24 protein-coding genes and 1 pseudogene are annotated in these 24,696 nt (G+C 73.8%); 10 read left to right on the top strand and 15 right to left on the bottom strand.

What is annotated here, in order from left to right; genetic code table 11:
• Nucleotides 1-205: 205 nt before the first annotated feature.
• Nucleotides 206-5,980 carry a TIR domain-containing protein gene (locus tag O7604_RS22905; RefSeq protein ID WP_281577719.1) on the bottom strand — a complete coding sequence of 1,925 codons (5,775 nt, stop codon included), beginning with the start codon at nt 5,978-5,980 and terminating at the stop codon, nt 206-208.
• A 108-nt stretch (nt 5,981-6,088) separates the two neighbouring features.
• Here O7604_RS22905 and O7604_RS22900 point away from each other — a divergent pair, with 108 nt between their 5' ends.
• Genes O7604_RS22900 through O7604_RS22890 form a run of 3 tightly spaced genes read left to right on the top strand, consistent with a single transcriptional unit; the run spans nt 6,089 to nt 8,611 of the window.
• The gene (locus O7604_RS22900; RefSeq protein ID WP_281577718.1) at nt 6,089-7,321 is read left to right on the top strand and encodes an SLC13 family permease; all 1,233 of its coding nucleotides are present in this window, start codon (nt 6,089-6,091) and stop codon (nt 7,319-7,321) included.
• Between the two features lie 10 nt (nt 7,322-7,331).
• Entirely contained in the window at nt 7,332-7,655 is a 324-nt protein-coding gene (locus tag O7604_RS22895; RefSeq protein WP_269705825.1) for a nuclear transport factor 2 family protein, read from the top strand.
• Nucleotides 7,656-7,711: 56 nt separating this feature from the next.
• A complete protein-coding gene (locus O7604_RS22890; protein ID WP_281577717.1) occupies nt 7,712-8,611 on the top strand; it encodes a GNAT family N-acetyltransferase in 900 nt (299 codons plus the stop codon).
• A gap of 12 nt (nt 8,612-8,623) precedes the next feature.
• On the opposite strand, the gene sigJ is transcribed toward O7604_RS22890, so the two are convergent.
• The gene (sigJ, locus tag O7604_RS22885) at nt 8,624-9,490 is read right to left on the bottom strand and encodes an RNA polymerase sigma factor SigJ (RefSeq protein WP_348651011.1); all 867 of its coding nucleotides are present in this window, start codon (nt 9,488-9,490) and stop codon (nt 8,624-8,626) included.
• Between the two features lie 138 nt (nt 9,491-9,628).
• Here sigJ and O7604_RS22880 point away from each other — a divergent pair, with 138 nt between their 5' ends.
• On the top strand, nt 9,629-10,405 hold the full coding sequence (locus tag O7604_RS22880; protein ID WP_281577715.1) for an NAD(P)H-binding protein: 777 nt from the start codon (nt 9,629-9,631) through the stop codon (nt 10,403-10,405).
• Between the two features lie 15 nt (nt 10,406-10,420).
• Here the strand turns inward: O7604_RS22880 and O7604_RS22875 are convergent, their stop codons facing one another.
• The 8 genes from O7604_RS22875 to O7604_RS22840 all read right to left on the bottom strand — a co-directional run bounded on the left by O7604_RS22875 (nt 10,421) and on the right by O7604_RS22840 (nt 16,949).
• Nucleotides 10,421-10,804, bottom strand: a complete 384-nt coding sequence (locus O7604_RS22875) for a hypothetical protein (RefSeq protein ID WP_269705822.1) — start codon at nt 10,802-10,804, stop codon at nt 10,421-10,423.
• Nucleotides 10,804-11,244 carry a hypothetical protein gene (locus O7604_RS22870; RefSeq protein WP_269705821.1) on the bottom strand — a complete coding sequence of 147 codons (441 nt, stop codon included), beginning with the start codon at nt 11,242-11,244 and terminating at the stop codon, nt 10,804-10,806. Before O7604_RS22870 ends, O7604_RS22875 begins: the two co-directional genes overlap by 1 nt.
• Nucleotides 11,228-12,271: a hypothetical protein gene (locus O7604_RS22865; RefSeq protein ID WP_269705820.1), complete on the bottom strand. Its 1,044-nt coding sequence runs from the start codon at nt 12,269-12,271 to the stop codon at nt 11,228-11,230. Before O7604_RS22865 ends, O7604_RS22870 begins: the two co-directional genes overlap by 17 nt.
• A gap of 210 nt (nt 12,272-12,481) precedes the next feature.
• Nucleotides 12,482-13,384 carry an inositol monophosphatase family protein gene (locus O7604_RS22860; RefSeq protein ID WP_269705819.1) on the bottom strand — a complete coding sequence of 301 codons (903 nt, stop codon included), beginning with the start codon at nt 13,382-13,384 and terminating at the stop codon, nt 12,482-12,484.
• Nucleotides 13,385-13,399: 15 nt separating this feature from the next.
• Entirely contained in the window at nt 13,400-14,053 is a 654-nt protein-coding gene (locus O7604_RS22855; RefSeq protein ID WP_269705818.1) for a hypothetical protein, read from the bottom strand.
• Nucleotides 14,050-15,051, bottom strand: coding sequence for a hypothetical protein (locus tag O7604_RS22850; protein WP_269705817.1), 1,002 nt, complete (start codon nt 15,049-15,051; stop codon nt 14,050-14,052). The genes O7604_RS22855 and O7604_RS22850 overlap by 4 nt, the downstream gene beginning before the upstream one ends.
• Nucleotides 15,052-15,106: 55 nt before the next feature.
• Entirely contained in the window at nt 15,107-15,883 is a 777-nt protein-coding gene (locus O7604_RS22845; protein WP_269705816.1) for a class I SAM-dependent methyltransferase, read from the bottom strand.
• Between the two features lie 106 nt (nt 15,884-15,989).
• Nucleotides 15,990-16,949: an LpqB family beta-propeller domain-containing protein gene (locus tag O7604_RS22840; protein ID WP_281577714.1), complete on the bottom strand. Its 960-nt coding sequence runs from the start codon at nt 16,947-16,949 to the stop codon at nt 15,990-15,992.
• Nucleotides 16,950-17,088: 139 nt separating this feature from the next.
• Here O7604_RS22840 and O7604_RS22835 point away from each other — a divergent pair, with 139 nt between their 5' ends.
• The 5 genes from O7604_RS22835 (at nt 17,089) to O7604_RS22815 (ending at nt 19,296) form a co-directional block, all read left to right on the top strand.
• Nucleotides 17,089-17,682: an HD domain-containing protein gene (locus O7604_RS22835; RefSeq protein ID WP_281577713.1), complete on the top strand. Its 594-nt coding sequence runs from the start codon at nt 17,089-17,091 to the stop codon at nt 17,680-17,682.
• Between the two features lie 82 nt (nt 17,683-17,764).
• Nucleotides 17,765-18,406 (top strand): dihydrofolate reductase family protein, encoded by a 642-nt coding sequence (locus O7604_RS22830; RefSeq protein ID WP_281577712.1) that lies wholly within the window; start codon nt 17,765-17,767, stop codon nt 18,404-18,406.
• A gap of 31 nt (nt 18,407-18,437) precedes the next feature.
• Nucleotides 18,438-18,917 carry a DUF2975 domain-containing protein gene (locus O7604_RS22825; protein WP_174536835.1) on the top strand — a complete coding sequence of 160 codons (480 nt, stop codon included), beginning with the start codon at nt 18,438-18,440 and terminating at the stop codon, nt 18,915-18,917.
• Complete coding sequence (locus O7604_RS22820; RefSeq protein WP_030499989.1) at nt 18,917-19,135, top strand: helix-turn-helix transcriptional regulator; 219 nt, start codon at nt 18,917-18,919, stop codon at nt 19,133-19,135. The genes O7604_RS22825 and O7604_RS22820 overlap by 1 nt, the downstream gene beginning before the upstream one ends.
• Nucleotides 19,132-19,296, top strand: coding sequence for a hypothetical protein (locus tag O7604_RS22815; protein WP_281577711.1), 165 nt, complete (start codon nt 19,132-19,134; stop codon nt 19,294-19,296). The genes O7604_RS22820 and O7604_RS22815 overlap by 4 nt, the downstream gene beginning before the upstream one ends.
• Before the next feature lie 32 nt (nt 19,297-19,328).
• On the opposite strand, the gene O7604_RS22810 is transcribed toward O7604_RS22815, so the two are convergent.
• Together O7604_RS22810 and O7604_RS22805 are read right to left on the bottom strand one after the other, a co-directional pair.
• Nucleotides 19,329-20,528 carry an RtcB family protein gene (locus O7604_RS22810; protein ID WP_281577710.1) on the bottom strand — a complete coding sequence of 400 codons (1,200 nt, stop codon included), beginning with the start codon at nt 20,526-20,528 and terminating at the stop codon, nt 19,329-19,331.
• Between the two features lie 349 nt (nt 20,529-20,877).
• Nucleotides 20,878-21,270, bottom strand: coding sequence for a hypothetical protein (locus O7604_RS22805; RefSeq protein ID WP_281577709.1), 393 nt, complete (start codon nt 21,268-21,270; stop codon nt 20,878-20,880).
• A 145-nt stretch (nt 21,271-21,415) separates the two neighbouring features.
• Here O7604_RS22805 and O7604_RS22800 point away from each other — a divergent pair.
• Nucleotides 21,416-22,189 (top strand): annotated as a pseudogene (locus O7604_RS22800) (alpha/beta hydrolase family protein).
• Between the two features lie 28 nt (nt 22,190-22,217).
• Here the strand turns inward: O7604_RS22800 and O7604_RS22795 are convergent.
• Genes O7604_RS22795 through O7604_RS22785 form a run of 3 tightly spaced genes read right to left on the bottom strand, consistent with a single transcriptional unit; the run spans nt 22,218 to nt 24,607 of the window.
• The gene (locus O7604_RS22795) at nt 22,218-22,724 is read right to left on the bottom strand and encodes a DinB family protein (RefSeq protein ID WP_269705805.1); all 507 of its coding nucleotides are present in this window, start codon (nt 22,722-22,724) and stop codon (nt 22,218-22,220) included.
• Between the two features lie 44 nt (nt 22,725-22,768).
• On the bottom strand, nt 22,769-23,581 hold the full coding sequence (locus O7604_RS22790) for a M15 family metallopeptidase (RefSeq protein ID WP_281579995.1): 813 nt from the start codon (nt 23,579-23,581) through the stop codon (nt 22,769-22,771).
• A gap of 60 nt (nt 23,582-23,641) precedes the next feature.
• Entirely contained in the window at nt 23,642-24,607 is a 966-nt protein-coding gene (locus O7604_RS22785) for an acetylxylan esterase (RefSeq protein ID WP_281577708.1), read from the bottom strand.
• Between the last annotated feature and the right edge of the window lie 89 nt (nt 24,608-24,696).

Below are 24,696 nucleotides of genomic sequence, written 5' to 3'. Positions count from 1 at the left end.
GCAGTAGATCTTGGTACGACAGGGCCCTCATAGGGGCCGTTTCCTACCAAGATCTACGGACCACCCCTGGGGCCGCGGACGGTGACGGCACGACCAGCGCCCTGGACCGGGGCGGTGATCAAGGAGTTTGTGTCCGGGGCGAGTGCGTGCCGGGACACAAACTCCTTGATCAACGAGGAGGGTGGGCGGGCGGAGGCGGCGGGGGTCAGAAGGGGGCGTCTACGGACAGGCGGCGGACCTGGGTCAGGTAGGGGTCCAGTTCGCCCACCTCGAAGCGGCACGTGCCGATGACGTGCCAGAACTGGCCGCCCGGATCGCCGTCCAGCTTGTACCGGCCGTCCGGGCTGACCGCCGCCCACCCGTCGGGCAGGCCGATGAGTGTGGTCCGCAGCTGGGCGTGCTCCGGGTCGGCCACGTCCCACAGGCGTACGGTGCCGTCGTCACCGGCGCTGGCGAGCAGGCTGCTGTCCGGGCTGAAGTGCACCGACCAGACGCGCCGGGTGTGCGCGGCCAGGGTGCCGTGCAGCCGGCCGGTGACCGGATCCCAGAGCCGGATCACCAGGTCGTCGCCGGCGGTGGCGAGCAGGTTGCCGTCCGGGCTGAACGCGCAGGACCAGAGCCGGCCGTCGTGTTCGGTGAGCACCAGGCGCCGCTCACCGGTGATCGCGTCCCACACCACCGCAGTGCCGTCGTTGCCGGCGCTGGCGAGCAGCGTGCCCTCGCTGTTGAAGCCGACCGAGTAGACCCGGTCGGTGTGGTGCTCGAGGGTGAGGCGGCAGGTGGCGGTGGCGGCGTCCCAGAGCCGTACCGTCTGGTCGTCGCAGCCGGTGGCGATGGTCTCGCCGTCGGGGCTGAACGCGACGGTGCGCACGCGTCCCCGGTGCGGGGTGAGCGTGGCGAAGTGCCGGCCGGTCCGGCGGTACCAGAGGCGTACCGTGTCGTCGTCGTTCGCGGTCGCGAGGGCGTCACCGTCGGGGCTGAACGCGACCGCCCAGACGTGGTCGGTGTCCACGTTGAGTTCGCGCTCGTCGGCGCCGGTGTCGGTGTTCCACAGGTGCACGCCGCCGTCGCCGCTCGGGGTGGCCACCAGCGGCTCCTCGGGGCAGAACACCACCGACAGCAGCCGGTCGGCCGGGCTGGCGAGCTGCCGCAGCAGGCGGCCGGTGCGCGGCTCCCAGAGCCGGATCACGCCGTCGTTGCCGCAGGCGGCCAGCACCTCACCGTCGTCCCGGAAGGACAGCGCGGTGACGCGGCGGCCGTGCCCGCGCAGCGTGTGCTGGAGCTGCCCGCTGCGGACGTCCCACAGCCGGGTGGTGCCGTCGTTGCTGCTGGTCGCCACCTGGTTCTGGTCCGGCCGCCAGACCACCGGCCAGACCGAGCCGCGGTGCCGGGTCAGCTCGTGCCGCACCTGCCCGTCGTCGGTGTCCCAGAGCTGGATCGCGCCGTCGCTGGCGGCGGTGGCGAGAAGGCTGCCGTCGCCGTTGAACCGGACGCTGTAGATCGCGCCGCGCTGCCGCCCGAGCACCCGCACCGGCCGGCCCGTCTCGGTCTCCCAGAGCCGCAGCGCGCCGTGCGTGTCGCCGGTGGCCATGAGCGTGCCGTCGGGGTGGATGTCGAGGGCGTACACGTCGGCCTCGTGGCCGCGCGGCGCGCGCAGCAGCTCGCCGTCGGTGGCCCGGCGGATCCAGATGCGGCCGTGCTGCCCGACGGCGGCCAGCAGGCGGCCGTCCGGTGAGTGCACCACCCGGTAGACCACCTCCGGCTCCTGCACCTCGAACGCCAGCTTGCCGGTGGGGATGTCCCAGCCACGGACCGTGCCGGCGCTGTCGGCCACCACGACCCGCCGCCCGTCCGGGCTGAACGAGGTGCCCCAGATCGGCGCGGCGTGGCCGGGCCACTCGTGGCGCAGCCGGGCGCCGCGGGTGTCGTAGAGCCGCACCACGCCCGCGGCGTCGCCGACCACCAGGCGGCCGCGGCGGCCGTCGGTGAGCAGCGGCCACACCCAGCCGGTGAACACGTCCTCGATGACGTGCCGCACGTCGCCGTGGTCGGCGTCCCACAGCCGTACGGTGAGGTCGGCCGAGCCGGTGACGAGCTGGTGGGACGCGGCGTCGTAGCGGACCGCGTACACCCGGGAGCGGTGCCCCTGGAGCGTGCGTACCGGCAGCCCGGTGGCGGTGTCGCAGAGCAGCACACCGCCGTCGTCGCTGCCGACGGCGAGCACCGCGCCGTCCGGGCTGTACGCCACGGGCACCGGCAGCCGGCCCACCTCGAAGCCGTAGCCGACGCCCACGGCGGGCGGGGCGAGGCCCGGCGCGACCGGCCGGCCCGGTGCGACGACGGCGCCGCGCAGTTCCGGGGCGCGCAGCAGCGCCGGGTCGGCGCTGACGTCGATCAGCGCGGTGCGGTGCCAGCTGCTGCCGGCCACGCGCGCGCCGCGCAGATCGGTCCGGAACAGGCGTGCGCCGGCCATCTCCGCGTCGCGCAGGTCCGCCCCGGCGAGGCGGGCCTGGTCCAGCCGGGCGCCGCGCAGCCGGGCGTGCTCCAGCCGCGCCTCGGTCAGGTTGGTGGCGATCAGCCGCGCGTCGGTCAGGTCGGCGCCGGTCAGGTCGGCCCCTGCGAGTTCGCGGTGCGACAGGTCCTCGCCGCGCAGCACCGCGCCGCGCAGGTCGGCCCGGTCCGGCAGGCGCAGCCGGGCGGACAGTCGCAGCGCGTTGGCGCGCAGCGTCTCGCCCGCCGACTCGTCCCCGAGCACCCGCGCGGTCCAGGCGGTGCAGCGGGCCGGGTCGGCGAGGTCACCGAGGAACTCCACGGCGAGCGCGGACAACGACCGTACCGCCAGCGCGGCCGGCTCCTCACCCCTGTTGATCTGCTCGGCCACCCCCTCGGCGACCAGCCACTCCATCACCGAGGTGTGGATGAACCCGAACAGCCCGTCGTCGGTGCGGACCAGCAGGCTGCCCGCGCCGACCGCGTGCGCCGCCTGCGGGCCGGACAGCCGCGAGTCGGCCCGCCCGGCGAGCCGGCCGGTGGACTCGGCCAGCTCGGCCAGGCGGAGGTACGCCTCCCCGCTCTCCCACAGCTGGAACGCCAGCCGGCTGACCGCCTGCCACAGCTCGGGCCGGCGCAGGCTCACCGGCGCGCCCGGGATGCCCTGGGTGCGGCGTTCCTCGAAGTCCAGCCAGGACTCCAGGATCTCCCGGTACAGCGCGGCGGCGCTGAACGTGCCGCCCGCCCCCGCCACGGCGGCGAGCCGCCCCTCGTCCAGGTTCGCGATGAAGCCGAGCATGCGCGGGTTGCGGGAGAGCCCGAGCAGGTCCTTCACGCCGGCCAGCAGGTCCATCCGTTCGCGGGCGGCCCGCTCGTCGCCGCCGTACCGGTTGCGCAGGAAAGCCTCGATCTGCCCGGGGGTGAAGTCCTCCACGGCGAGTACGCGCCGGTGCGGCAGCAGGCCCACCCGTTCGCCGAGCGCGGTCAGCACCTGTGAGTTGGTCTTGAAGTGCTGGGTCCGGCTGCTCACCACGATCTTCGCGTTGCCCTCGGCGGCCTGCAGCAGCGTCTCCAGGTGGTCGGCGGCCCGGTCGTACGTCACCCGGGCCACCAGCTCGTCGAACCCGTCGAACAGCAGCACGATGCGGCCCTGGCGCAGCATGTAGCGGAACGCCTTGAGGTCGATGACCTGCTCGCCGTGGTTGGCCAGGTGCGCGGCGACCAGACCGTCCACGGAGTGCGCCTTGTCCAGCGCCCGCAGCTCCACCAGGATCGGGATCAGGTCCGGCGCGGCGGTGGGCAGCCGCCGGGCCACCTCCCGCAACGCGAACGTCTTGCCCCGGCCGAAGTCGCCGAGCACCAGCACGAACCGGCCGTCCGGCGCGGAGACGGTCTCCAGCAACTCGTCCACCACGTCGTCGCGCACGCGCTGGTCGGCGCCGACGAGGTGCCGATAGCGCTGCGGCACGTACTGCCCCGGCGGGTAGAGCCGGTCGGCCTGGAGCCGGGCGGTCTGCGCGGCGACGTACTCGCGCAGGTCGAGCAGGCCCTGGAACTCGGTCAGGTGCAGCACGCGTACGCCCCGGCGCTGCGCCTCCTCGGCCAGCCCACGCGCCACCCGGTCGCCGTCGTAGACCAGCTCGGAGGCGATGTCCGGGTCGGTGGCGTGCACCCGGCGGGCGAAGACGTCCACGTCGGCGGCGGTGGGGGTGCCGACGTGCGCGCCGACGCGCTGCTGGCGGACCACCCCGTCGGAGCGGTAGCTGATGTACAGGTGCGGCGGGTCGGTGCCGACGCGGCGTACCACCACCCGGTCGTAGCGGGCCTCGCAGACCTCGGCGAGCCGGTCCAGCAGCCGCTGCACCGGGGCGACCGGCGCGGCGGCCGCCGCCACGCCCTGGGTGGCCCCCTCGACGGCGGCCGGACGGCGCGGGTCGGGCACCTGGGCCGGGCCGGACGCGCCGAAGGTGGCCTCCGCGTGCGGCCAGGACACGGCGGTGACAGTGCCGCCGTCGAGCCGGTCGTCGCGGCCGAGCACCCAGCGGGTCATCCCGTCGCCGCCGAGCCGCAGCACCTGCGCCCGGCCGTCGCGGGGCGCGGCAGCCAGCGGCACCACCGGGTCGACCCGGGCCGACGGCGCGGCGTCGGAGAGCAGCAGGTTGAGCATCGGGCCGACCAGCCGGTTGACCGAGCCGCGGTCGCGCAGCGACACCGGGTCCGGCGGCACCTCGTCGGCGTACGGGCTGCGCGCCCCCGGCGCGTGCGCCATCGCGCCGAGCCGCAGCCAGCCGGACTGCTGGTAGTGGCGCAGCCGCTGGGCGAACCAGCTGGACTGCGCCTCGCCCAGGAAGCCGTACCGGTCCTCCTCGCGGTGGGTGATGGCGATGGTGGAGTTCAGTCCGGCCACCACCACGCGCAGGTCCGGCACCGGGAACAGCGTCCAGGGCTGCTCGCTGTCGAAGATCCGGTCGTCGAGCCCCTGGTAGAGGTCGTCGAACAGGCGCGCGTAGTGCCGCCACTTCGGCCAGTACGGCGGCTGCGGGTCGACGTCGTCGGCCTCGCAGGTGGCGAAGTACGCGCGGCACGCCGCCATCGTCACGTCGCGCGGGCCGGGCACCACGACCAGGCGGTGCGGCTCCAGCCCGAGCAGCACCCGCAGGCCGGTGAGGAAGCTCAGCGAATCGGAGAACTCGCGCGGGCTGCCCGACTCGGTGAGGTTGCCGGCGACGACGAGCAGGTCCGGCCGGGGCACGCCGTCGTTCATCAGCAGCGTGAGGTCACCCATCAGGTGTTCCTGCACCTCGCCCGGGGTGACCGGCGCGCCGGGAGTGATCACGCCCCGGCCGAAGCGCGGCCCGGCGACCTGGAGCACGGTGACGGTGTCCCGGGCCGTCGGCGGCGCCACAGCGGCCGGCGGGAACGGCGGCGGGTTGATCGGGGTACGCCGGGCGCGACGCGGGGCGGGCGCTCCGGCGGCGGGCGCGGCGAGCACCCCGTGCGGGTCGGCCGGGTGGTGCGGGAACGCCGGCTGCCGCATCGGTTTGGCCCGGCCGTCGAGCGCCTCCCGGATGCGGTCCAGCACCCGGTTGCGGGCCTGTACCGGGTCGTCCACACCGACCAGGTCCACATAGGTGATGGTGGCGAGCAGGCCGTCGATCGGGCAGTCCTCGACGCGTACCGTGACGAGCTTGTTGCCGGTGCCGTCGGGGTCGGCGCGCAGTGCGGCCTGCCACTCCAGCTTGCCGTACGTGGAGTGCAGGTAGCGTTCGGACAGCACCGCCACCACGACCTCGGCCTCGCGGACGCCGCGGTCCATGAAGTCGATGAAGTTGGTGCCGGCCACGAAGTCCCACGCCTGCAGCAGCGTGCGGTAGCCAGCCGCCTCGAACTCCCACGCCAGCCACGTGGCCCAGCGTTCGTCGGCGGGCGAGTAGCTGATGAAGAAATCGATGGGGCGGTCGGACCGGGTGGGGTGCGCGCCTACAACCACATGGTCATTATGGCCACCGACGGTCAACAGATCGACACCCTCGGCAGCCCGGTTCGCGACCGCGTCGGGCTCCTGCGTCCGCACCGGCGTGTGGGAGGATCATCCCTCGTGGAGACCCCCGGCGATCCGCCGAACGCCGTGCCCGACCGCTCCCGCTGGGGCCGCCTGCACGTGCTGGACTGGATCGCGATCGGGCTGGCCGTGCTCGGCGTGGTGTTCGTGCTCACCGGGCCGCTGCCCCGCGCCGACGCCGAGGCGACGATGCGGCGGATCGTGCCCATCCTGATCTTCCTCGGCACCGTGGTGGTGCTGGCCGAGCTGACCGCCGTGGCGGGGGTGTTCGACGCGCTCGCGACCCGGGTGGCGGTGACCGCGCGGGGCAGTTTCCGGGCCCTGTTCTGGCTCTGCGTCGGCTTCGCCTCGGTGACCACCATCGCGCTCAACCTGGACACCACGGCGGTGCTGCTCACGCCGGTGATGATCGCGCTGGCCCGGGCGCTGAACGTGCCGCCGACGCCGCTGGCCATGACGACCGTGTGGCTGGCGAACACGGCCAGCCTGCTGCTGCCGGTGTCAAACCTGACGAACATCCTGGCCAGCGACCGGGTCGACCTGGACCCGGTGCCGTGGGCGGCCCGGATGTGGTGGCCGCAGCTGGTCGCCGTCGCGGTGACCGCGCTTCTGCTGTGGTGGTGGTACTGGCGTCCGGCGCGCGCCGGGGCCGACCCGTTCGACCCGCCGCGGCCGTACGTACCGCCGGACCGGGTGCTCTACCGCACCGCGCTCGCCGCCTGCCTGCTGTTCGTCGCCGGGATCCTCGCCGGGGTGGAGATCGGCATCGCCTCCGGGGTGGCCGCCGCGATCCTGGTCGTCGGCTTCGCGGTCCGGGCCCGGCACCGGCTGCGGCTCGCGCTGGTGCCGTGGCGGCTGCTGGTCTTCGTGACCGGGCTGTTCCTGGTGGTGCAGACGATCGGCCGGCACGGCCTGGACACGGTGATGGGCACGCTCATCGGCACCGACCCGGGCGCGGAGGGGGCGCTGCGGGCGGGCGCGGTCGGCGCGCTGTTCAGCAACGCGGTGAACAACCTGCCCGCGTACCTGGCCGGCGAGGCGGTGATCGCGGCCGACCGGCACACCCAGCTGCTGGCGCTGCTGATCGGCACGAACGTGGGCCCGCTGGCCACGCCGTGGGCGTCGCTGGCGACACTGATCTGGTACGAGCGCTGCCGGGCCGCCGGGGTGGCCGTGCCGCTGGGCCGGTTCGTGGCCACCAGCGCCGCGCTCGCCGTGCTCGCCACCGCCGCCACGGTTACGGCGCTTCTTGTCGGTCCCGGCGCCTAGCATCACGCCCATGAGCAACGCGCCCGAGATCGTCCGCCGCTACTTCGCGCTCGCCGGCCAGGCCGACAAGGAGCCCTACCTCGCGCTGTTCGCCGACGACGCGGTGGTCGAGGACGAAGGACGCACCCACCGCGGGATCGACGAGATCCGCGCCTGGCGCAGCGGCACGCCGCTGGTGACGTACAAGATCACCGACGTCGAGCAGACGCCGGCCGGCACGGTGGTGACGGCGACGATCAGCGGCGGCTTCCCCGGCAGCCCGTTCGCGGGGCTGCGGTTCCGGTTCGAGGAGTACGACGACACCCACATCCGCCGGCTGCGCATCGCCCCCTGAACCGGGGGCGGGAAAACCGCTACGACCCGGCCGCCGGCAGTGACTACCGTGCCCGCATGACCGCCGCGCACACCCTGCACTTCTTCGCCGACCCGGAGGAGTTCCTCGACGCCGCCGAGGCGTACCTGGCCGCCGACCCGGTGGTCAACACCGTCGTCGCCAGCGTGACACGCCGGATGGCGGCCCGCCGCGCCGAGGGCGTCGCGGTGCCCGAGGACGACTGGTGGCTGGTGGTGCGCGACGCCTCCGGGGCGGTGGTGGGCGCCGCGATGCGTACCGCGCCGTTCCCGCCGCGACCGCCGTTCCTGCTGCCGATGCCGCCGGAGGCCGCCGTGGCGCTGGCCCGTGCGTGGCACCGGCGCGGCGAGCGGGTCCGCGCGGTGAACGGCGCGCTGCCCGCCGCGCGTGCCTGCGCCGACGAGGTCGTACGGCTCGACGGCGGCCGGGTCGCTGTGGCCCAGCACACCCGGCTGCACGTGCTCGACCAACTCACGCCGCCCGCGCCGGTGCCGGGCGCGTTGCGGACGGCCACCGCCGACGAGGTCGACCTGGTCGCCGCGTGGTTCGCCGCGTTCACGGCCGACGCCGACGAGCAGGCGGGCCGCCCGCCCGGCACCAGCGCACACGAGACGCCCGACCGCGCCGAGTTGCTGCGCCGCATCCGGGACGGGCGGGTCTGGTTCTGGACCGACGAGTCGGGGGCTCCGGTGCACCTGACCGCCGCCAACCCGCCGTCGTTCGGCGTGGCCCGCGTCGGACCGGTGTACACGCCACCCGGGCAGCGCGGACGCGGCTGGGCCGGCAACGCGGTCGCCGAGGTGTGCCGGCTGCTCACCGCCGAGGGGGCGCGGGTGTGCCTGTTCACCGACCAGGCCAACCCGGTGTCGAACCGGCTCTACGCCCGGCTCGGATTCCGGCCGGTGGTCGACATGGCCAACCTGGTTCTGGTCGACTGAAGCGGCTCCGGATCAGCCGGCGAGACCGAGCGCGGCCAGGCGGCGCGGGTCGGCGATCACGTCCACGGCGGCGATCCGTCCGCCGGTGACGGTGAACGCCATCACCGACAGCGCGCGGTCCCCGGCGCTCACCAGCACCCCGGCGGCGCCGTTGACGAGCACCGGCCGGGCGTACGGGAACAGGCGGCCGAACGTGGTGGCCTGTGCCGCCACGGTCGTCGCGCCGCTGAACACGACAGTGTGGCGGGAGCGGGCGGTCCCGGCGTCGGAGCGCAGCACCGCGTCCGGGTGCAGCACCGCGATCAGCGCGTCGAGGTCGCCGTCGCGGGCGGCGGCGAGGAACGCGTCCACCACGGCCCGCTGACGGGCCAGGTCCGGATCGGGTACGGGCGCCTGTCCGCGTACCCGTCGGCGGGCCCGGCTCGCGAGCTGCCGTGCCGCCGCCGGTGAGCGGTCGACGAGCGGGCCGATCTCGTCGAACGGCACGCCGAACATGTCGTGCAGCACGAACGCGAGCCGCTCGGCCGGGGCCAGCGTGTCCAGCACCACCAGCAGCGCCAGCCCCACCGAGTCGGCGAGCACCGCGGCGTGCGCCGGGTCGCCGGCGCCGGTGTCCACCACCGGGTCGGGCAGGCGTACGTCCAGCGGGTCCTCCCGGCGGGCGGCGCGGGACCGCAGCGTGTTGAGGCTGACCCGGGCGACCACCGTGGTGAGCCAGGCGTCCAGGTTGTCGACGGTGGTCGCGTCGGTACGGGACAGCCGCAGCCAGGTCTCCTGCACCGCGTCCTCGGCGTCGGTGAGCGACCCGAGCAGCCGGTACGCCACGGCGCGCAGCCGCGGCCGCTCCTCCTCGAACCGCTCCGCCAGCCGGGTGGCCACCACCTGAGCCTCCCCTCCCGCACGTCGTCTCGACCCGCCGGGTGCCGCCGACGTGACCGGAGGTGACCGTCGTCACACCTGTCACGTCGGCGGGCCCGCGCGGGTCGACCTGGCAGACCGACGACGGGAGAACGACGAATGACCGCACAGATCCTGGTCACCGGCGGCACCGGCACGATCGGCCGGCACGTCGTACCGCTGCTGCGCGCCGCCGGACACCCGGTACGCGTGCTCAGCCGGCGCGGCGGACAGCCCGGCGACGGCGTCAGCCACGTGACCGCCGACCTGCTCACCGGCACCGACCTCGCCCCCGCCCTGCGGGGGGTGTCCACGGTGCTGCACCTGGCCGGCGGCGCGAAGGGCGACGACCGTGCCACCGCCCACCTGGTCCGGGCCGCGCGCCGAGCCGGCGTGACGCATCTGGTGCACATCTCGGTGACCGGCGCCGACCGGGTGCCGCTGGCCTGGACGCGGTCCAAGCTGGGCGCCGAGCGCGCGGTGACGGAGTCCGGCGTCCCGTGGACGGTGCTGCGCGCCGCGCAGGTCCACGACCTGGTGCACACCATGCTGACGGCGATGACGAGACTGCCGGTGGTGCCGGTGCCGGGCGGCCTGCGGTTGCAGCCGGTCGACGCGGCCGAGGTGGCGGCCCGGCTGGCCGAGCTGACGCTGGGCGCGCCCGCCGGGCTGGTGCCGGACCTGGCCGGGCCGGACACCCACGGCATCGGCGACCTGCTGACCGGCTACCTGAGCGCTACCGGGAAGCGCCGGGCGCGGCTCCCGGTACGCATCCCCGGGCGGGCCGGCCGTGCGTACCGGGAGGGCGCGAACCTGGCCCGGCCCGGTGCAGCGAGAGGCGTGCGGACCTGGGCCGACTTCCTGGCCGGGCGGGCGCCGTCGCGGCCGGTCGCCTGACCGGCCCCGGGACGCTCAGCGCAGGGCCGCCCAGGCCGCCCCGGTGACGGCGAGGATCACCGCGCCGACCCCGGCCAGACTCCAGCCGCCGCGGTGGATGCGCCGGCGCACCGACTGCCGGTCCGGGCGGAAGTCGTCGAACGGGCTCGACCGGAACCAGTAGCGCGCGTACACCACCATCACCGCTCCGAACACCAGGGCGAAACCCCCGGTCAGCGCCGCGCTTCCCAGCACCCACCCGTCGGCGAGCACGCCGCGGATCCCGACCCGCCCGGCGACGACGGTGCGGACGACCTGCACGACCCCGTTGACCACGCCGAGGGCGACACCGACCCGTCCGGCGACGAGCCAGATGCCGGCCTCACGCCGGCTGCCCGCCGCGTTCTCCGCCCGCGCCATCACAGTCCCCGAGGCTCGATGGGGAAACGACCGAGGCGCAGCCGGCTCCGATCCTGCCTGACCTCGCTCCACCGCTCGTCGTGGCTCAGCAGCGGCAGCACCTCGCGCAGCATGTTGACGGTGGCGACCATCAGCTTCTCGTCGCGATAGATCTGGCTCAGCAGCGGCCTCACGACGCTGCGCCGCACGGTGGCGGCGAACCAGGCGACGATCACCGCGGCGCCCGCCGCGACCCCCGCCCCGGTCCACCAGTCGGACGCCGACAGCGCCGTCACCAGCCCGGCCAGGGCCAGGACGGCCAGGACGACCGCTCGCAGCGTCTGGTAGTGGCGCAGCCGCTCGCGCGCCGCGTCCACCCGCGCCAGCAGGTGTTCCGCCCCGCGCAGCAGGCGCTCGAACTCCGGACCGGACAGGTCGCCGCGTTCAGGAATCGAGCCCACAGAACTCTCCCACTGTCGTCCGGAGGCGTCGCTGCACCGCGGCGAATTTCATGTCGTCGAACATCGCCTGTTTCTCACCGACTCCCGGGAGGAAGCGGTAGTCCTGCCGGCGTCCGGCGACCGGCAGGACGGCCAGCCGAGGACGGTTGCGGTGGCCGAAGGCACGGATGAGATGGACGAGCTGCCGCTGGAACTCGGTAGCCGGCTCACCGTCGGCACCCGGCAGGTAGTAGTTCTCGACCTGGCCCAACTGGTCGTTCCAGTAGAGGTCGGCCTTGCTGACCGCCAGGATGAACCACAGGTCCTTGGCGGCCGGATTGTCGACCCAGCAGGGCAGAAGGTTCTGGCAGAACCGGGAGAAGTGCTCGAGTTCGACGTTCCGGTTCTGTTCCCAGAGCTGCTCGGACGGCGACGGGATCGCCTCCTCGACCTCCCGGCGGATCTGGCCGGCCCGGACCCGCTCCTCCTCGTCCGTGGGCGTCGCGTCGCGCGAGGCCCGCCACTGTTCCCAGAGCCGGTCCTCGACCTGGCGGCGAAGCTCGGCCTCACGCCGCTGCCGCCGCTCCTCGAGGACGTTGACCTCGCGGGGGTCCCACGGCTCGTCGTACCCGGCCGCTGCGACGTAGATGACGCCCGTCGGGTAGTTCGGCGGCTTCAGCATGGCGTCCCACTTGTCCACCTCGCCGGACGAGTAGTCGCCGCCCGCGGTCTGACCGGGGCTCACCACCAGCGTCACATGGGCCTGGCGCCGGCCGGACGCGAGCACGAGGCGGTGCGGCACATGGTCCTCGTCCCGTCGCCGGACGTAGCCGTTGTCGCCGAGCAACGCCTGATACAGCGCGCTCTTGCCGACTCCGCGCTGACCTGCGATCAGGACCGGGATGATCTGGCTCGTGGGACGTCGGCCGGTCTCGGCGACGGTGACCCGCCCACCCGGCGGGTGACCGTCGCCGGAATTCTCGACGGCGGACACGACCCGCGACCAGCGCGCCCGGACATCCGTCCAGTAGCCGTCCGGCTCAGCCATGACGGGACGAGACGGGCCGGCCTACTGGCGTCCGACATGGACCAACGGATCCGGTGGGGGGTGAGAACACGCGAGGAGCCTAGCGACGCACATGTGGCATCGAATCCTATGAACAGTCGGCGGCATCCGGCACGTACGGTCAGGCGCCCGTGACGGGATGGAACTGCTCGGCCATGACCTCGTAGCCGTCCGGGTCGAGCCCGAACCGGCTCACCAGCCGACCGAGCCGAGACCGACAGGGGTGAGGCGGCGCACCTGCGGTTCGATCCACTGTGCCGCGGTGACCAGCTTGACCAGCCGGTCGATGGTCTCCGGCGGCCCGGCCACGAAGCTGCGCCGGTCCGCCGGGCAGCCGTACCTGTCGTCGAACGTGCCGCCGTCGAGCGCGCGCACCGCCATGCCGGCCTCGGCGGCGAGCAGCATCCCGGCCGGCAGGTCGACCGCCTCGGGGCGGTAGCCGACGATGCCGTCGATGTCGCCGCGGGCCAGCATCACCCACGACAGCAGCGGCGCCCACAGTTGCAGCACCCGGCGGGCGCTGGTGTCGAGCACCACCTTCAGCGCCCGGGCGGTGCTGTCGTCCCGGCGTACCTCATGCCCCTGGGTCCAGGCCAGCACGGGCGCGGACGGCACTGGACGCTGCGCGGCGCGCAGCGGCCGCGCGGCCGGGCCGGACGCGTGCACGAACGCGCCCCGGCCGCGCACCGCCGACCAGGTCCGGCCGGCGACCGGGTCGTGCACGACGCCGAGCACCGGCGAGCCGTTGTCGCACAGGGCGATCCCCACCACGTACGCGGGCAGTCCGATCGCGACGTTGTTGGTGCCGTCGAGCGGGTCGACGAGCCACGCCCAGGTGGTGTCCGGGGCGTACTCGCCGCCCTCCTCGGCGATCACGCCGTGCTCCGGCCAGCGGGCCCGGATCCGGTCGACGATCAGCCGCTCGGCGGCCAGGTCGAGGTCGGTCACCAGGTCACCGGTGTCGTTCTTGGCCCGGGCGCGCACCTCCCCCCGGGTGCCCCGGCGCAGCAGGCGGCCCGCCGCCTGGGCGGCCTCCACCGCGAAGCGGTGCGCGTCGCGCAGGTCGGGCCCGCCTCTGCTCGGCTCCACGTCCATGGCTCCTCCAGCCAGTCAGCCCCGTGCCACCAGTCGCGCGATCTCCCGCGCCATCCGCGCGGTCTCCGCCGCGTCGCAGCGGTCCCGGCGTACCCGGTGGCTGCGCCCGTCCACCGCGCCGAGGCTCAAATCGCACGCGCCGGGAGTGGTCCGGCCGAGCGCCACCGTCACCGCCGGTTCACCGGCGTCGACCTCCGAGGTGTGGAAGCCGCCGGCGCGCAGCGCGTACGAGTCACCGGCCGAGTGCGTCTCCACCGTCGCGGTCGTCGCGGTGACCAGCCGGTCGGTGGCGGCCATCTCGTCCACCTCGCCGAGGCTGTGCACCTCGTAGATCCGCCAGGCCGGGTCGGCCGGAGCGTCGTCGACCTCGATCAGCTCGTTGCGGACGGTGCCGTGCAGCACGTGGCTGAGCAGGTCCCAGCTGTGCGAGTGCATGGTGGAGGTGGTCGGGCGCACCGGCGGCGGGTCGGCCGGCCAGGCGTGCACGCAGATGCCGTCCGGGCCGTCGCGTTCCACCGGCAGGCAGGTGAAGCCGAGCGGGTGCCGGACCGCGCGGAGCGGCCGGCGTCCCTCCGCGACGTCGCCGAGCACGTCCAGCACCCAGTCGCGGAGCACCTCCGGCCGGGTGCCCCGGTCGATCTCCCGTTCGAGGTCGGCGTAACTGGTCATGAGTAGGGGTTCCTCGCCTGGACGGCCTTGCCGATGATGTCGGCGACCTCGCGGTCGCCGAAGGACCGGGGCAGCGTCAGGCCGAGGGCGGTGAACAACCGCCGTACCTGCTCGACCGACGGCTCGTCGTCGAGCTTGACCTGGGCCGCGGCCTCAATCGGCACGCGCCGGCTCTGCCGGCGGCTGTAGTCCAGCTCGATGTTGAAACGGTTGTAGTAGACCTCGCCGCGGTCGATGCGCAGCGCGGGCGTCTGCGGGTTCTCCTGGGTGATGACGACGCAGGACGAGGAGAGGTCGTAGCGGAACGTGGTCATCTGCGCGGAGAGCCGGACGTCGACGGTGAGCAGGCCGGAGCGCTGCAGGTGCCAGCAGGCGGCCAGCACCGTCGCGTACGACTCCTTGCGGGTGCGGTCGACGGTCCACGGCTCGCCCGGCGCGTCCGGGTCGAGGCTGCGCCGGAACCGCGCGTACCGCTCGCAGACCTCCTCGTCGGTCGGGTCGATGATCTCGATCGCGACGGTGAGCGTGGCGTTGCGCCGCCGGGCGTGTTCCAGGCAGTCCGGCAACGTGACCGCGCGCAGGAAGGTGCCGGTGCCGCCCTTGAAGCTCCACTGGTCGGTGTGCCGCCGGGCCTCGGCGAGCGCCTGGCCGACCTCGCTGCCGTGCAGGACGCGCACCATGGAGACGCTGTCGATGGCCTCGCGGGCCCGGTTCAGCGCGCCCTCCGGGCCGGTGATCTCCTTCATCTGCGGCACCAGGTCGGTCAGCCGGTCGCGGGTGTCCGAGATGACCTGGCGGACCTCCCGCTCGGTGGTGCGCCGGCGGAGCCGGTCGCGCAGCATCGCCTGCGCCAGCAGGCCCAGGACCAGCAGGATCGCGCTGTTGACGACTTCCTGGTCGACCGCGTTGGTGAGGCCGAGCACGGACACCGTGAGCGCCAGGACGAGGCCGATGAACGCGTCGAGATTGGTCACGACCCAGGCGAGCAGGCGCGTCATGACATCCCCCGGTCGACGACGGAACCTCCATGATAGCCCGTTGTCAATGTCGTCATCACATCCTGTTTCCGGCCGGTGGCGGTCCGCCCTGCCGGCGGGCGGCGCAGATCAGCGAACCGCCCAGCCCGGGTGCGGCGCGGGCCAGCCGGCGCGACGCCACCCACCGGCCGCCCGGCAGCCGCCAGCCGACCTCGTTGGACCGCAGCGCCACCGGCGTGAAACCGGCCCGGCGCAGCGTGCGGCGCAGCAGCGAGGCGGTGAACGGACGGATGTGCAGCCACAGATAGGGGTGCAGCGGGTCGACCTGGCGCGGCGCCCGGCCGGCGAGGAACGCCAACCGGTCCTGCACCGGCGCCAGGTTCGGGGTGGTGAGCACCAGCAGGCCGCCGGGCGCCAGCACCCGGTGGCACTCCCGCAGCAGTGCGAGGGGGTCGTACACGTGCTCGATCAGCTCCCCGGCGAGCAGCCCGGCGAAGCTGCCCGCCCGGAACGGCAGCCCGCGGGTGGCGTCCAGGCAGACCGCCGGCCCCCGTCCACCGGCCGCCGCGCGGGCCGTGCGCAGCGCCGCCTCGGCCGTGTCGGCCAGCACCACCGGGCCGGGCAGCGCGGCCGGGTCGAGCATGCCGCGCGGCCCGCAGCCCAGTTCCAGCACCGGTCCGCGGCCGGTCACCCCCTCGGCCATCAGCCGGGCCGCGACCGCGCGGCGCACCCGGTGGTACGGGTCGTCGACGTACCCGTCGACCTCGGCGCCGTCGTGGTAGCGGCGGTGGTTGGCGTGCCTGCCGTGCGCCTGCGCGCGGTGCGACGACGTCCCGGTCGGCGGCTCGGCCATCACCCCTCCACAGCGGAAGCCGGCCCCCTCGGCGGCGTCCGCTCCAAGCCTCGCACCGGTCGCGCCCGGGCGCGCGCATCCGGTCGGGATGCGCGCGCCCGCCAGGTCAGATCGCGCGTGCCCAGTCCAGCCGGGTGCTGTCGTCGTACTCGTCGCCGGGGATCCACCACTGCTCGCCGAAGCCGCTGGTGGACACGATGATGTTGCCGCCGTCCGGGTACTCGTTCTCCGGCGGGATCGACAGTGCGGCGCAGTACCGGCCGTCCGGGGAGAACACCGGCGACAGGTAGAACCGGGGCTCGTCGGTGAGCTTCCTCAGCCCGGTCCCGTTGATCCGCACCGAGGCGAGGGACTGGTTGAGCGTCTCCAGGTCGGGATACCAGCGGTCGGTGCAGAACACCACGCGCCCGGAGTCGGGCATGAAGACCGGCGAGTCGAACCTCTCGCCCGGCACCGGCGTGTAGATCGGCCGGACCGTGCCGGTCGCGAGTTCCAGCACCCGCAGTTGCCAGCCCTGCGAACGGCTGCGCCACCGCACGACGATCATCGAGCCGTCCCGGGACCAGTCCGGGTCAATCATGACGTGCCCCTCGACCAGCACGCGGGTGGCGCCGGTCGCCACGTCGACGGCGATCAGGCGGTCGTTGTTCTGCCCGGTGACGAGCGCGATCTCCCGCCCGTCCGGCGACCAGGTCGGCGCGCCGTAGCGGACGCCGAACGGGTCGGCGAGCAGCGTGCGCTTCAGGCCGGTGGTCCGGTCGTACACCGCCACGAACGGCTCCAGCGTGCCGTCGCCCGAGCGGCCCGTGTTGACCCAGGCCACGTACCGGCCGTCCGGCGAGGTCTTGGCGTGGTCCCCGTTCGGCAGCAGCTCCCGCGGCGTGGTGCGGCCCGGGTCGACCTGGAGCACGCCCCAGCCGACGCTGACCAGCCACGGCCCGTTCACCACGTCGGCGGCGGCCGGTGCGGCGGACGCGGCGTGGGGCGCGGCGGCCACCCCGGTCGCGGCGGCGAGCCCGGTCAGCGCGGCGGCGCGCAGCAGGGCACGACGATTCAGTGCGGTCATTCGACAACCCCCGTGAGAGACGTGGCCCTCACCCTCCCGAGTGGATCGACGCACCGGAATCGGACGAGTGGCCGCTTCACGTTCGGCTGCTCGTCCATCACCGCCGGTGAGGCCGCGGCGGCCCGGTACGCTCGCCCCGATGACCTCCGACGCGCTGCGCCGCGCCCTCACCGAACCGGGCGAGCCGCCGCTGCTTCCGCTGCCCGGCGTAGCGGTCGAGCTGCTGGCCGCGCTCGACGCCCCGCCGCGCCTCGGCGCGCACCTGCGGCTGGTGCACGACGTCGCCTGGCACCTGACCGCCGCGTTCGCCGACCGGTTCGCCGCGGTGCCGTTCGACAGGCAGGCGGTGCTGTTCGGTGCGGCCGTGCACGACCTCGGCAAGGTCGAGCATCCGGCCGAGCTGACCGGCCCGGGGTCCGCGCACGAGGAGGCGGGCTACCAGTTGCTGCTGCGCTTCGGCGTACCGGAGGAGCGGGCCCGCTTCGCCGTCACCCACGCCGCCTGGCACTCCCCCGGCGTACAGCTGGAGGACCTGATGGTCAGCCTGGCCGACAAGGTGTGGAAGGGCCGCCGGGTCGCCGACCTGGAGCAACTCGTGGTCGACCGGCTCGCCGGCATCACCGGCCAGGAGCGCTGGCAGACGTTCCTGGACCTGGACGACGTGCTCGCCGAGCTGGCCGCCGGCGCGGACCGCCGGCTGGCGTTCCAGGCCGAACATCCGGTGTACGGCTGACGCCGCTCCGACGGCGGCGATGAGTCCGGCACCGGCCGGCGGTCTGCCCTGAGTCGGTGTTCTCCGATCTCCGGGAGGAAACATGAGCACCAGCGAGGCGCGGGGCCGGGTACGGGCGTTCGTCACCGTCTCCCTGGACGGCTACGTCACCGGTCCCGACGACCACGCGGGTCAGGGGCTGGGCATCGGCGGCGAGCGGCTGCACTACTGGGTGATGGGCGGGCCGTGGACGTACGACACGCCACGCGAACCCGGTGCCGGCATGACCGCCGAGGACCGCGCGTACTTCGACGAGCTGCTGGAGGGTGCCGGCGCGGCGTTGTGCGGCCGGGGCATGTACGACGCCGCCGGCGCCTGGGGCGGCCGGAACCCGTTCCAGGCGCCCCTGGTCGTGCTCACCCACCGCACCACCGACCAGCCCGATCCGGACGCCGGTTTCCTCATGGTCGACGGGTTCGACGCGGCGCTGGCGGCGGCCCGGCGTACGGCGGGGGACGGCGCGGTGGTCATCGGCGGGGGCGCCGACGTCATCCGGCAGGCGCTCGCGGCCGGCGTGGTCGACGAGCTGGGCCTGTCCACGGCTCCGGTGGTCCTCGGCGGTGGGAAGCGGCTCTTCGAGGGCTTCGACCGGGACGTCGACCTGGAGATCCGCGCGGTGCACCACTCGCGGTACGCCGTCCACGTCCGCTACGCCGTCGGCCGCCACACGGGCGATACCGATTGACTTTCGATAGGTTCCGCGCGATAGTCGATGCATGCTTACCGCTCAACGCGCGGTCACACCACTCCGCGCCTTCCTGGTCCTGCTGTTCGCGATCCTGGTGCTGTTCCAGACCATGTCGCTGCCCGGCCAGTTCGCCCACATGGCCCGGGAAGACCCGGACATGGCGTACCTGCGCTGGCCCGCCACCGCGGTCACGGTCTTCTGGGTGCTCTGCGTGCAGGTGGTGATCGTCTGCACCTGGCAGCTGCTCACCCTGGTCAAGCGCGACCGCATCTTCACCGAGGCGTCCCTGCGCTGGGTCGACGGAATCGTCTGGGCGGTCGCCGCCGCCTGGGTGGTGCTCGTCGGCGTGTTTCTCTACGTCGGCTTCAACGCCGACGACCCCGGGCTGCCGCTGCTGCTGTTCCTGCTGGTCACCGGCGTCAGCGTGCTGGGGCTGCTGATGGTCGTCCTGCGCGCGCTGCTGCGGCAGGCCACCACGCTGCGCACCGACATGGAAGCGGTGATCTGATGCCGATCGTCGTGCGCATCGACGTGGAGCTGGCCAAGCGCAAGATGAGCGTCGGCGAGTTCGCCGAGCGCGTCGGGCTCACCCCTGCGAACGTCGCCGTACTCAAGAACGGCCGCGCCAAGGCCGTCCGGTTCAGCACCCTGGAGGCCATGTGCCGGGTGCTCGACTGCCAGCCCGGCGACCTGCTCGAATGGGTCCCCGACGAGGAGGAGCGATGAGATACCTGGCCGCCGCCGTCGCCCTGCTCGCCGTCGTGCTCGGCGTCGCCGGCTTCGTGTACGGCGAGGCCGACGACTCCCCCGGCCTCCAGCTCCTGTCCGCGCTGCTCGTCATCGGCGCGGTCGCCATCGGCGTCCGCGTCGCCCGGCGTACCCGGTAGGGCCGGCGCCCCCTCGACGCCGGCCCTACCGCTCAACCCTTCACGCAGACGACCTGCTTGAGGTGGGCGACCACCTCGACCAGGTCGTCCTGCTGGGCCATCACCTCGGTGATGTCCTTGTACGCCCCGGGGATCTCGTCGACCACCCCGGCGTCCTTGCGGCACTCCACCCCGGCGGTCTGCGCGGCCAGATCCGCCGTGCTGTACGTCCGCTTCGCCTGCCCCCGCGACATCCGCCGCCCGGCCCCGTGCGACGCCGAGCAGTACGCGTCGACGTTGCCCTTGCCGCGCACGATGTACGACCCGGTGCCCATCGAGCCGGGGATGATGCCGAGGTCCCCCGTGCCGGCCCGGATCGCGCCCTTGCGGGTCACCAGCACGTCCACCCCGTCGTAGGTCTCCTCCGCCACGTAGTTGTGGTGGCAGGAGATCGGCTCGTCGTAGCCGACGTGCGGGAACGCGTCCCGGACCACCTGGCTCAGCAGCGCGAGCATGACCGCCCGGTTGCGGCGGGCGTACTCCTGCGCCCACCACAGGTCCCGCCGATACGCCTCCATCTCGGGCGTGCCGGCGAGGAACACCGCGAGGTCCCGGTCCGGCAGGTCGACGTTGTGCGGCAGACTGCGCGCCACCGCCATGTGCCGCTCGGCGAGTTCCTTGCCGATGTTGCGGGAACCGGAGTGCAGCATCAGCCAGACGCGGCCGTCGTCCGGGCCGCCCTGCTCCAGGCACACCTCGATGAAGTGGTTGCCGCCGCCGAGCGTGCCGAGCTGCCGCTGCGCCCGCGTCTCGAGCTGGGCGACCTTCCGGTCCAGCGTGCCGAACCGCCGCCAGAAGTCGTCCCAGCCCGCCTGCTCCAGACCCCGGACCCGGCGCGGATCGACAGCGTCGTCACGCATCGCGAAGCCGACCGGGATCGCCGCCTCGATCGCCGAACGCAGCGGCGCGAGGTCGTCGGGCAGGTCGGCGGCGGTCAGCGAGGTCCGTACCGCGGACATGCCGCAGCCGATGTCCACGCCGACCGCGGCCGGCGACACGGCCTGCCGCATCGCGATCACCGAGCCGACGGTGGCACCCTTGCCGAAGTGCACGTCCGGCATCACCGCGACGCCCTGCACCCACGGCAGCGCGCCGATGTTGCGCAGCTGCCGGGCCGCCTGCGCCTCGATCGCGTACGGGTCGGTCCAGACCCGGACCGGTGCCCGGGTACCGGCCAGCGGGGTGAAACCCATCGTCGTCTCCTCGCTCATGTCCGTCTGAGATAGGTACCCCGGACACGGAGAACCGCCCGGCTCCGGTGTCGGGGCGGGCGGTTCGCGCGGATCGTCGCGCCGGCGCTAGACGCGCCACCACCCTGGTTGCCACTGCCGTCGCCGGCCCGTGCCCGGTTCGGGCCGCAGGACACCGGCGCGCGACGCTTGCCGCTCGGCGCGGGTGCGGTTCTGCTGCGACACGGCAGGCTCCCTGGTGGATCGGATCGACGTTGCCCGTTCACGGTACGGCCGCCGCGCAAGGGCGGCAACGCGATATTGCTTCACGCGCGTGGGCGGCGAAGGGCGCGACGTGACGAGTGCCTGTCGGCTAGCCGGCGTGGGCCACCGGGTGGCGGCGCATCTCCTCCATGAACGGGTAGCGCGCGGTCAGCTCGGCGATCGTGATGCCGGCCCGCCACGCGGCGGCGACCTGCGCGACCTGGAGCAGGTCGGTGGCGTCGCCGCGGGCCTGGACGTCGCCGTCCACCCGCAGGTCGATCATGAAGTAGCGGGCCTGGGAGCCGAGGCTGACGCAGACGACGCCCCGAGGAGAGGTCATCTCGGCGCAGGTGAACCGGCTGCGTCCCTGCTCGGGCGCGGTCACCTCGCCGACGTCGAGCTGGTGTGCGGCGGCGGTCGCCACGAGTGCGGGGGCGAGACCGCCGGGCTCGACCAGATCCGGGTAGAGGCGCACACCCAGTGCGGCGGACACGTCGCTCATGCCTGACTCCCACTTCCTTGTGACAGAGACCAGCAGCGCGCAGGTTACGGGTGTTACCGGCACGCACGGCCATCCTGTCCCGTACGACCGTCCCGGGGCAATAGGAACGCCCTCATCGAACCCCTGCGAGGTACGCTGCCGCCTCATGGCGCTGATCCGCTGTGACTTCTTCTCCGAGGCGCTCGGCATGGGCACGTCGATGACGGTACTGCTGCCGGACCGGGGCGCCGCCGGGATCGGTGTGCCGGGCGCCGCCGCCGACGGCGACCCGCCGGTGCTCTACCTGTTGCACGGCCTGACCGACGACGACACGGTGTGGACGCGGCGCACCTCGATCGAGCGGTACGTGGCGCCGCTGGGGCTGGCCGTGGTGATGCCGCAGGTGCAGCGGAGCTTCTACTGCGACGAGGCGCACGGCAACCGGTACTGGACGTTCCTCAGTGAAGAACTGCCCGAGGTGTGCCGGTCGTTCTTCCGGCTGTCCGACCGGCGGGAGGACACGTTCGTCGCGGGTCTGTCGATGGGTGGCTACGGCGCGGTGAAGTGGGCGCTGCGCCGGCCGGAGCGGTTCGCGGCGGCGGCGAGCCTGTCCGGCGCGCTGGACGTGACCCGCCGCCGTCACCACCCGACCCACCCGGTCGACCCGGCGGTGTGGCACACGGTCTGGGGTGACGGCCCGGTGCCCGCCGACGACGACACGGTGGGGCTGCTGTAGCGTGCCGGCGACGACCTCCCGGCGCTCTACGTCGCCTGCGGTACCGAGGACTTCCTGTACGAGGACAACCTGCGGTTCCTCGACGTGGCCCGGAAACGCGACGTGCCGGTCACCGTCGACTTCGGTCCGGGCGACCACGACTGGGCGTACTGGGACGCGCGGATTCAGGACGTGCTGGCCTGGCTGCCGCTGCGCACGCGCTGACCGACGCGCGGGCGCGCAGCGGGCCGGCTCAGACGCCGACGGTGCCGTCGATCGCCTCGCGGATCAGGTCGGCGTGCCCGTTGTGGCGGGCGTACTCGTGCAGCATGTGCAGCATGACCAGGCGCAGCGAGACGTCCTCGCCCCAGCGGGCCTGGTGACCTGTCACGTCGAGGGACTCGGCCTCCCGCTCGATGCGCCGGGCGTGCTCGATCTCCCGCTGCCACGCCTCGAACGCCTCCGCCGCGTCGGCGTCGGCGGCGTCGTACGCCCGCTGGAAGTCGCCGCTGTCCGACCACACCAGCGGTACGTCCTGCGCGTCGATGACCCGGCGGAACCAGGTGCGCTCCACCTCGGCCATATGCCGGACCAGGCCGAGCAGGGACAGCGTGGACGGCGGCGACGCCGCCCGGCGCAACTGCTCGTCGGTCAGCCCCTCGCACTTGAGGGCCAGCGTGGCCCGGTGGAAGTCGAGGAAGGCGCGCAGCGACTCCCGCTCGTCGGCGAGCAGCGGCGGCCCGATCCGTTCGGTCTCCATGAGCGCCCAGCCTAGCCGCGATCGATCATGGTGGGACGACCGCGTCACCGCAGTGACGAACCGGCCACCGGGAAGTCGAACCAGGTGTCCGGGTACGGCTCGTCGACGTACCGGTAGTGCCACCACTCCAGCGGATAGTTCTCGAAGCCCTGCGCGGACATCAGCCGTCGCAGCAGGTCCCTGTTGTTCCGGGCGGTGTCGGTGATCCGCGCGTCGGCGGTGTGGGCGCGCGGGTCGAAGCAGTCGAATCCGGTGCCCATGTCGATCGAGTCGTCGGCGAAGCGGCGGCCGGCCGGTGCGGTGCACGGCACGAGCGGCTCACCGGGCGTGTACGCGGGCTGTGCGGCGGCGGAGACCGGCACCAGGGTCAGGTCGACGGTGCTGCCCCGGCTGTGCGCGGTGGGCGCGCCGATGTAGCCGTCGGCGAACAGGCGGTCCTTCGGCACCTCCGGGTAGAACTCCCCCTTCATCCGCTGCTCGCCGGGGACCTTCGCCCAGCCGACGAAGTCGTCCGCCGCGCGCTGCGGGCGGTAGCAGTCGTACACCTTGAGGCTGTGCCCACCGGCGAGCGCGGCGGTCTGCACCCGGTGCAGCGCCTGCGCGGCCGGCCGGGTGAGCAGGCAGCGCGGCTCGGCGTACCCGTCGATCGGGCGGCCGACGAAGTTGTGCGGACCCGCGTACCGGATGTCGGTGCGGACGGTGGGGTCGACGGCGGCGAGGTCCACGATGTCCGCCGGGGCCCGGGGGCCGGTCGGCGTGTGTGAGGGCGGCGCGGACGGTGACGGCGACGGCGCGGGCCGCTGGCAGGCGGCGGCGAGCAGCGCGGCCGCGACGGCCAGGACCGCCGTCGCGCGCATGCCGGTGCCCATCCGCCGTGTCTACCAGCCCTCGCGGGCCGGCATCGGCGGAACCGGTCCTCAGCCGCCCAGGACGGTACGGAGGAAGTCGACGGCGGCGGCGTCGTCGTCGATGCCGCCCGCCTCGTGGCCGTTGAACCGCCACACCGTCAGGTCCTTGTCGCCCCGGTAGTCGTGGTAGGCGGCGTAGACCGTCGACGGCGGCACGATGTCGTCCATCAGCGCCACGGAGAAGCGGGCCGGCACCGTGGCGCGGCGGGCGAACGCGACGCCGTCGACGTAGCCGAGCGTGCGCAGCACCTGCTCCTCGCGGTCGCGGTGCACGGCGAGGTAGTCGCGGATCTCCCGGAACGGCGTGGTGTCGGTGATCGTGATCGCGCGCGGGATGTCGCAGAGGAACGGCACCAGCGCCACCGCCGCCCGCACCTTCGGCGCCAGGGCGGCGGCGGCGAGCGCGGCGGCGCCGCCCTGGCTGTGCCCGAGTACGGCGATCCGGTCCGGGTCGACGCCCGGCAGCTCGCACGCGGCGTCCACGGCGCGGACCGCGTCGGTGAGGAAGCGCCGGTAGTAGTACCGGTTCGGGTCCTCGATGCCGCGGGTGGCCATGCCCGGCGCCTGCGGTCCGGCGGCGGCGATGTCGGGCGTGTCGCCCCGGCTCCACCCCGAGCCCTGACCGCGCGTGTCCATCTGGAGGTGGGCGAAGCCGGCGGCGGACCAGAGCAGGTTCTCCAGCGCGTGGCCGCGCCCGCCGCCGTATCCGACGTACTGCACGATCGTGGGCAGCGGCTCCGTCGCGCCGCGCGGCACCCGCAGCCAGGCGCGGATCGGCTGGCCGGCGAAGCCCGGGAAGGTCACGTCGAAGACGTCGACACCGGTCAGCGGCGTGGACAGCGGGGTCGCGGACACGGGGTCGCCGCAGGAGCGCGCCTGTGCGAGAGTGTCAGCCCAGAAGGCGTCGAAGTCCGGCGGTTCGTGCAGGTCGCTGCGGTGGGTACGGAGTTCGGCCTCGGTCAGGTCGGTGAACACGCCTCGGTTTTCCTCGTCGTTCGTCGGGGGTGGACGGCGAGCCGTCGGGAGATGACGGGTGCATTTCCGGAACGTTTCCGCAACTCCGG

It is taken from the genome of Micromonospora sp. WMMA1947, assembly GCF_027497355.1.
Taxonomy (GTDB): Bacteria; Actinomycetota; Actinomycetes; order Mycobacteriales; family Micromonosporaceae; genus Micromonospora.
This window is presented reverse-complemented; position numbering and strand designations above follow the sequence as displayed.

What these genes read in the sequence shown, in the direction of transcription:
- O7604_RS22895 (WP_269705825.1), top strand. Translation starts at nt 7,332, where the DNA reads ATGAGCAACGCGCCCGAGATCGTCCGCCGCTACTTCGCGCTCGCCGGC.
- O7604_RS22890 (WP_281577717.1), top strand. Translation starts at nt 7,712, where the DNA reads ATGACCGCCGCGCACACCCTGCACTTCTTCGCCGACCCGGAGGAGTTC.
- O7604_RS22880 (WP_281577715.1), top strand. Translation starts at nt 9,629, where the DNA reads ATGACCGCACAGATCCTGGTCACCGGCGGCACCGGCACGATCGGCCGG.
- O7604_RS22875 (WP_269705822.1), bottom strand. Translation starts at nt 10,804, where the DNA reads ATGGCGCGGGCGGAGAACGCGGCGGGCAGCCGGCGTGAGGCCGGCATC.
- O7604_RS22865 (WP_269705820.1), bottom strand. Translation starts at nt 12,271, where the DNA reads ATGGCTGAGCCGGACGGCTACTGGACGGATGTCCGGGCGCGCTGGTCG.
- O7604_RS22860 (WP_269705819.1), bottom strand. Translation starts at nt 13,384, where the DNA reads ATGGACGTGGAGCCGAGCAGAGGCGGGCCCGACCTGCGCGACGCGCAC.
- O7604_RS22855 (WP_269705818.1), bottom strand. Translation starts at nt 14,053, where the DNA reads ATGACCAGTTACGCCGACCTCGAACGGGAGATCGACCGGGGCACCCGG.
- O7604_RS22850 (WP_269705817.1), bottom strand. Translation starts at nt 15,051, where the DNA reads ATGACGCGCCTGCTCGCCTGGGTCGTGACCAATCTCGACGCGTTCATC.
- O7604_RS22845 (WP_269705816.1), bottom strand. Translation starts at nt 15,883, where the DNA reads ATGGCCGAGCCGCCGACCGGGACGTCGTCGCACCGCGCGCAGGCGCAC.
- O7604_RS22840 (WP_281577714.1), bottom strand. Translation starts at nt 16,949, where the DNA reads ATGACCGCACTGAATCGTCGTGCCCTGCTGCGCGCCGCCGCGCTGACC.
- O7604_RS22835 (WP_281577713.1), top strand. Translation starts at nt 17,089, where the DNA reads ATGACCTCCGACGCGCTGCGCCGCGCCCTCACCGAACCGGGCGAGCCG.
- O7604_RS22830 (WP_281577712.1), top strand. Translation starts at nt 17,765, where the DNA reads ATGAGCACCAGCGAGGCGCGGGGCCGGGTACGGGCGTTCGTCACCGTC.
- O7604_RS22825 (WP_174536835.1), top strand. Translation starts at nt 18,438, where the DNA reads ATGCTTACCGCTCAACGCGCGGTCACACCACTCCGCGCCTTCCTGGTC.
- O7604_RS22820 (WP_030499989.1), top strand. Translation starts at nt 18,917, where the DNA reads ATGCCGATCGTCGTGCGCATCGACGTGGAGCTGGCCAAGCGCAAGATG.
- O7604_RS22815 (WP_281577711.1), top strand. Translation starts at nt 19,132, where the DNA reads ATGAGATACCTGGCCGCCGCCGTCGCCCTGCTCGCCGTCGTGCTCGGC.
- O7604_RS22810 (WP_281577710.1), bottom strand. Translation starts at nt 20,528, where the DNA reads ATGGGTTTCACCCCGCTGGCCGGTACCCGGGCACCGGTCCGGGTCTGG.
- O7604_RS22805 (WP_281577709.1), bottom strand. Translation starts at nt 21,270, where the DNA reads ATGAGCGACGTGTCCGCCGCACTGGGTGTGCGCCTCTACCCGGATCTG.
- O7604_RS22795 (WP_269705805.1), bottom strand. Translation starts at nt 22,724, where the DNA reads ATGGAGACCGAACGGATCGGGCCGCCGCTGCTCGCCGACGAGCGGGAG.
- O7604_RS22790 (WP_281579995.1), bottom strand. Translation starts at nt 23,581, where the DNA reads ATGCGCGCGACGGCGGTCCTGGCCGTCGCGGCCGCGCTGCTCGCCGCC.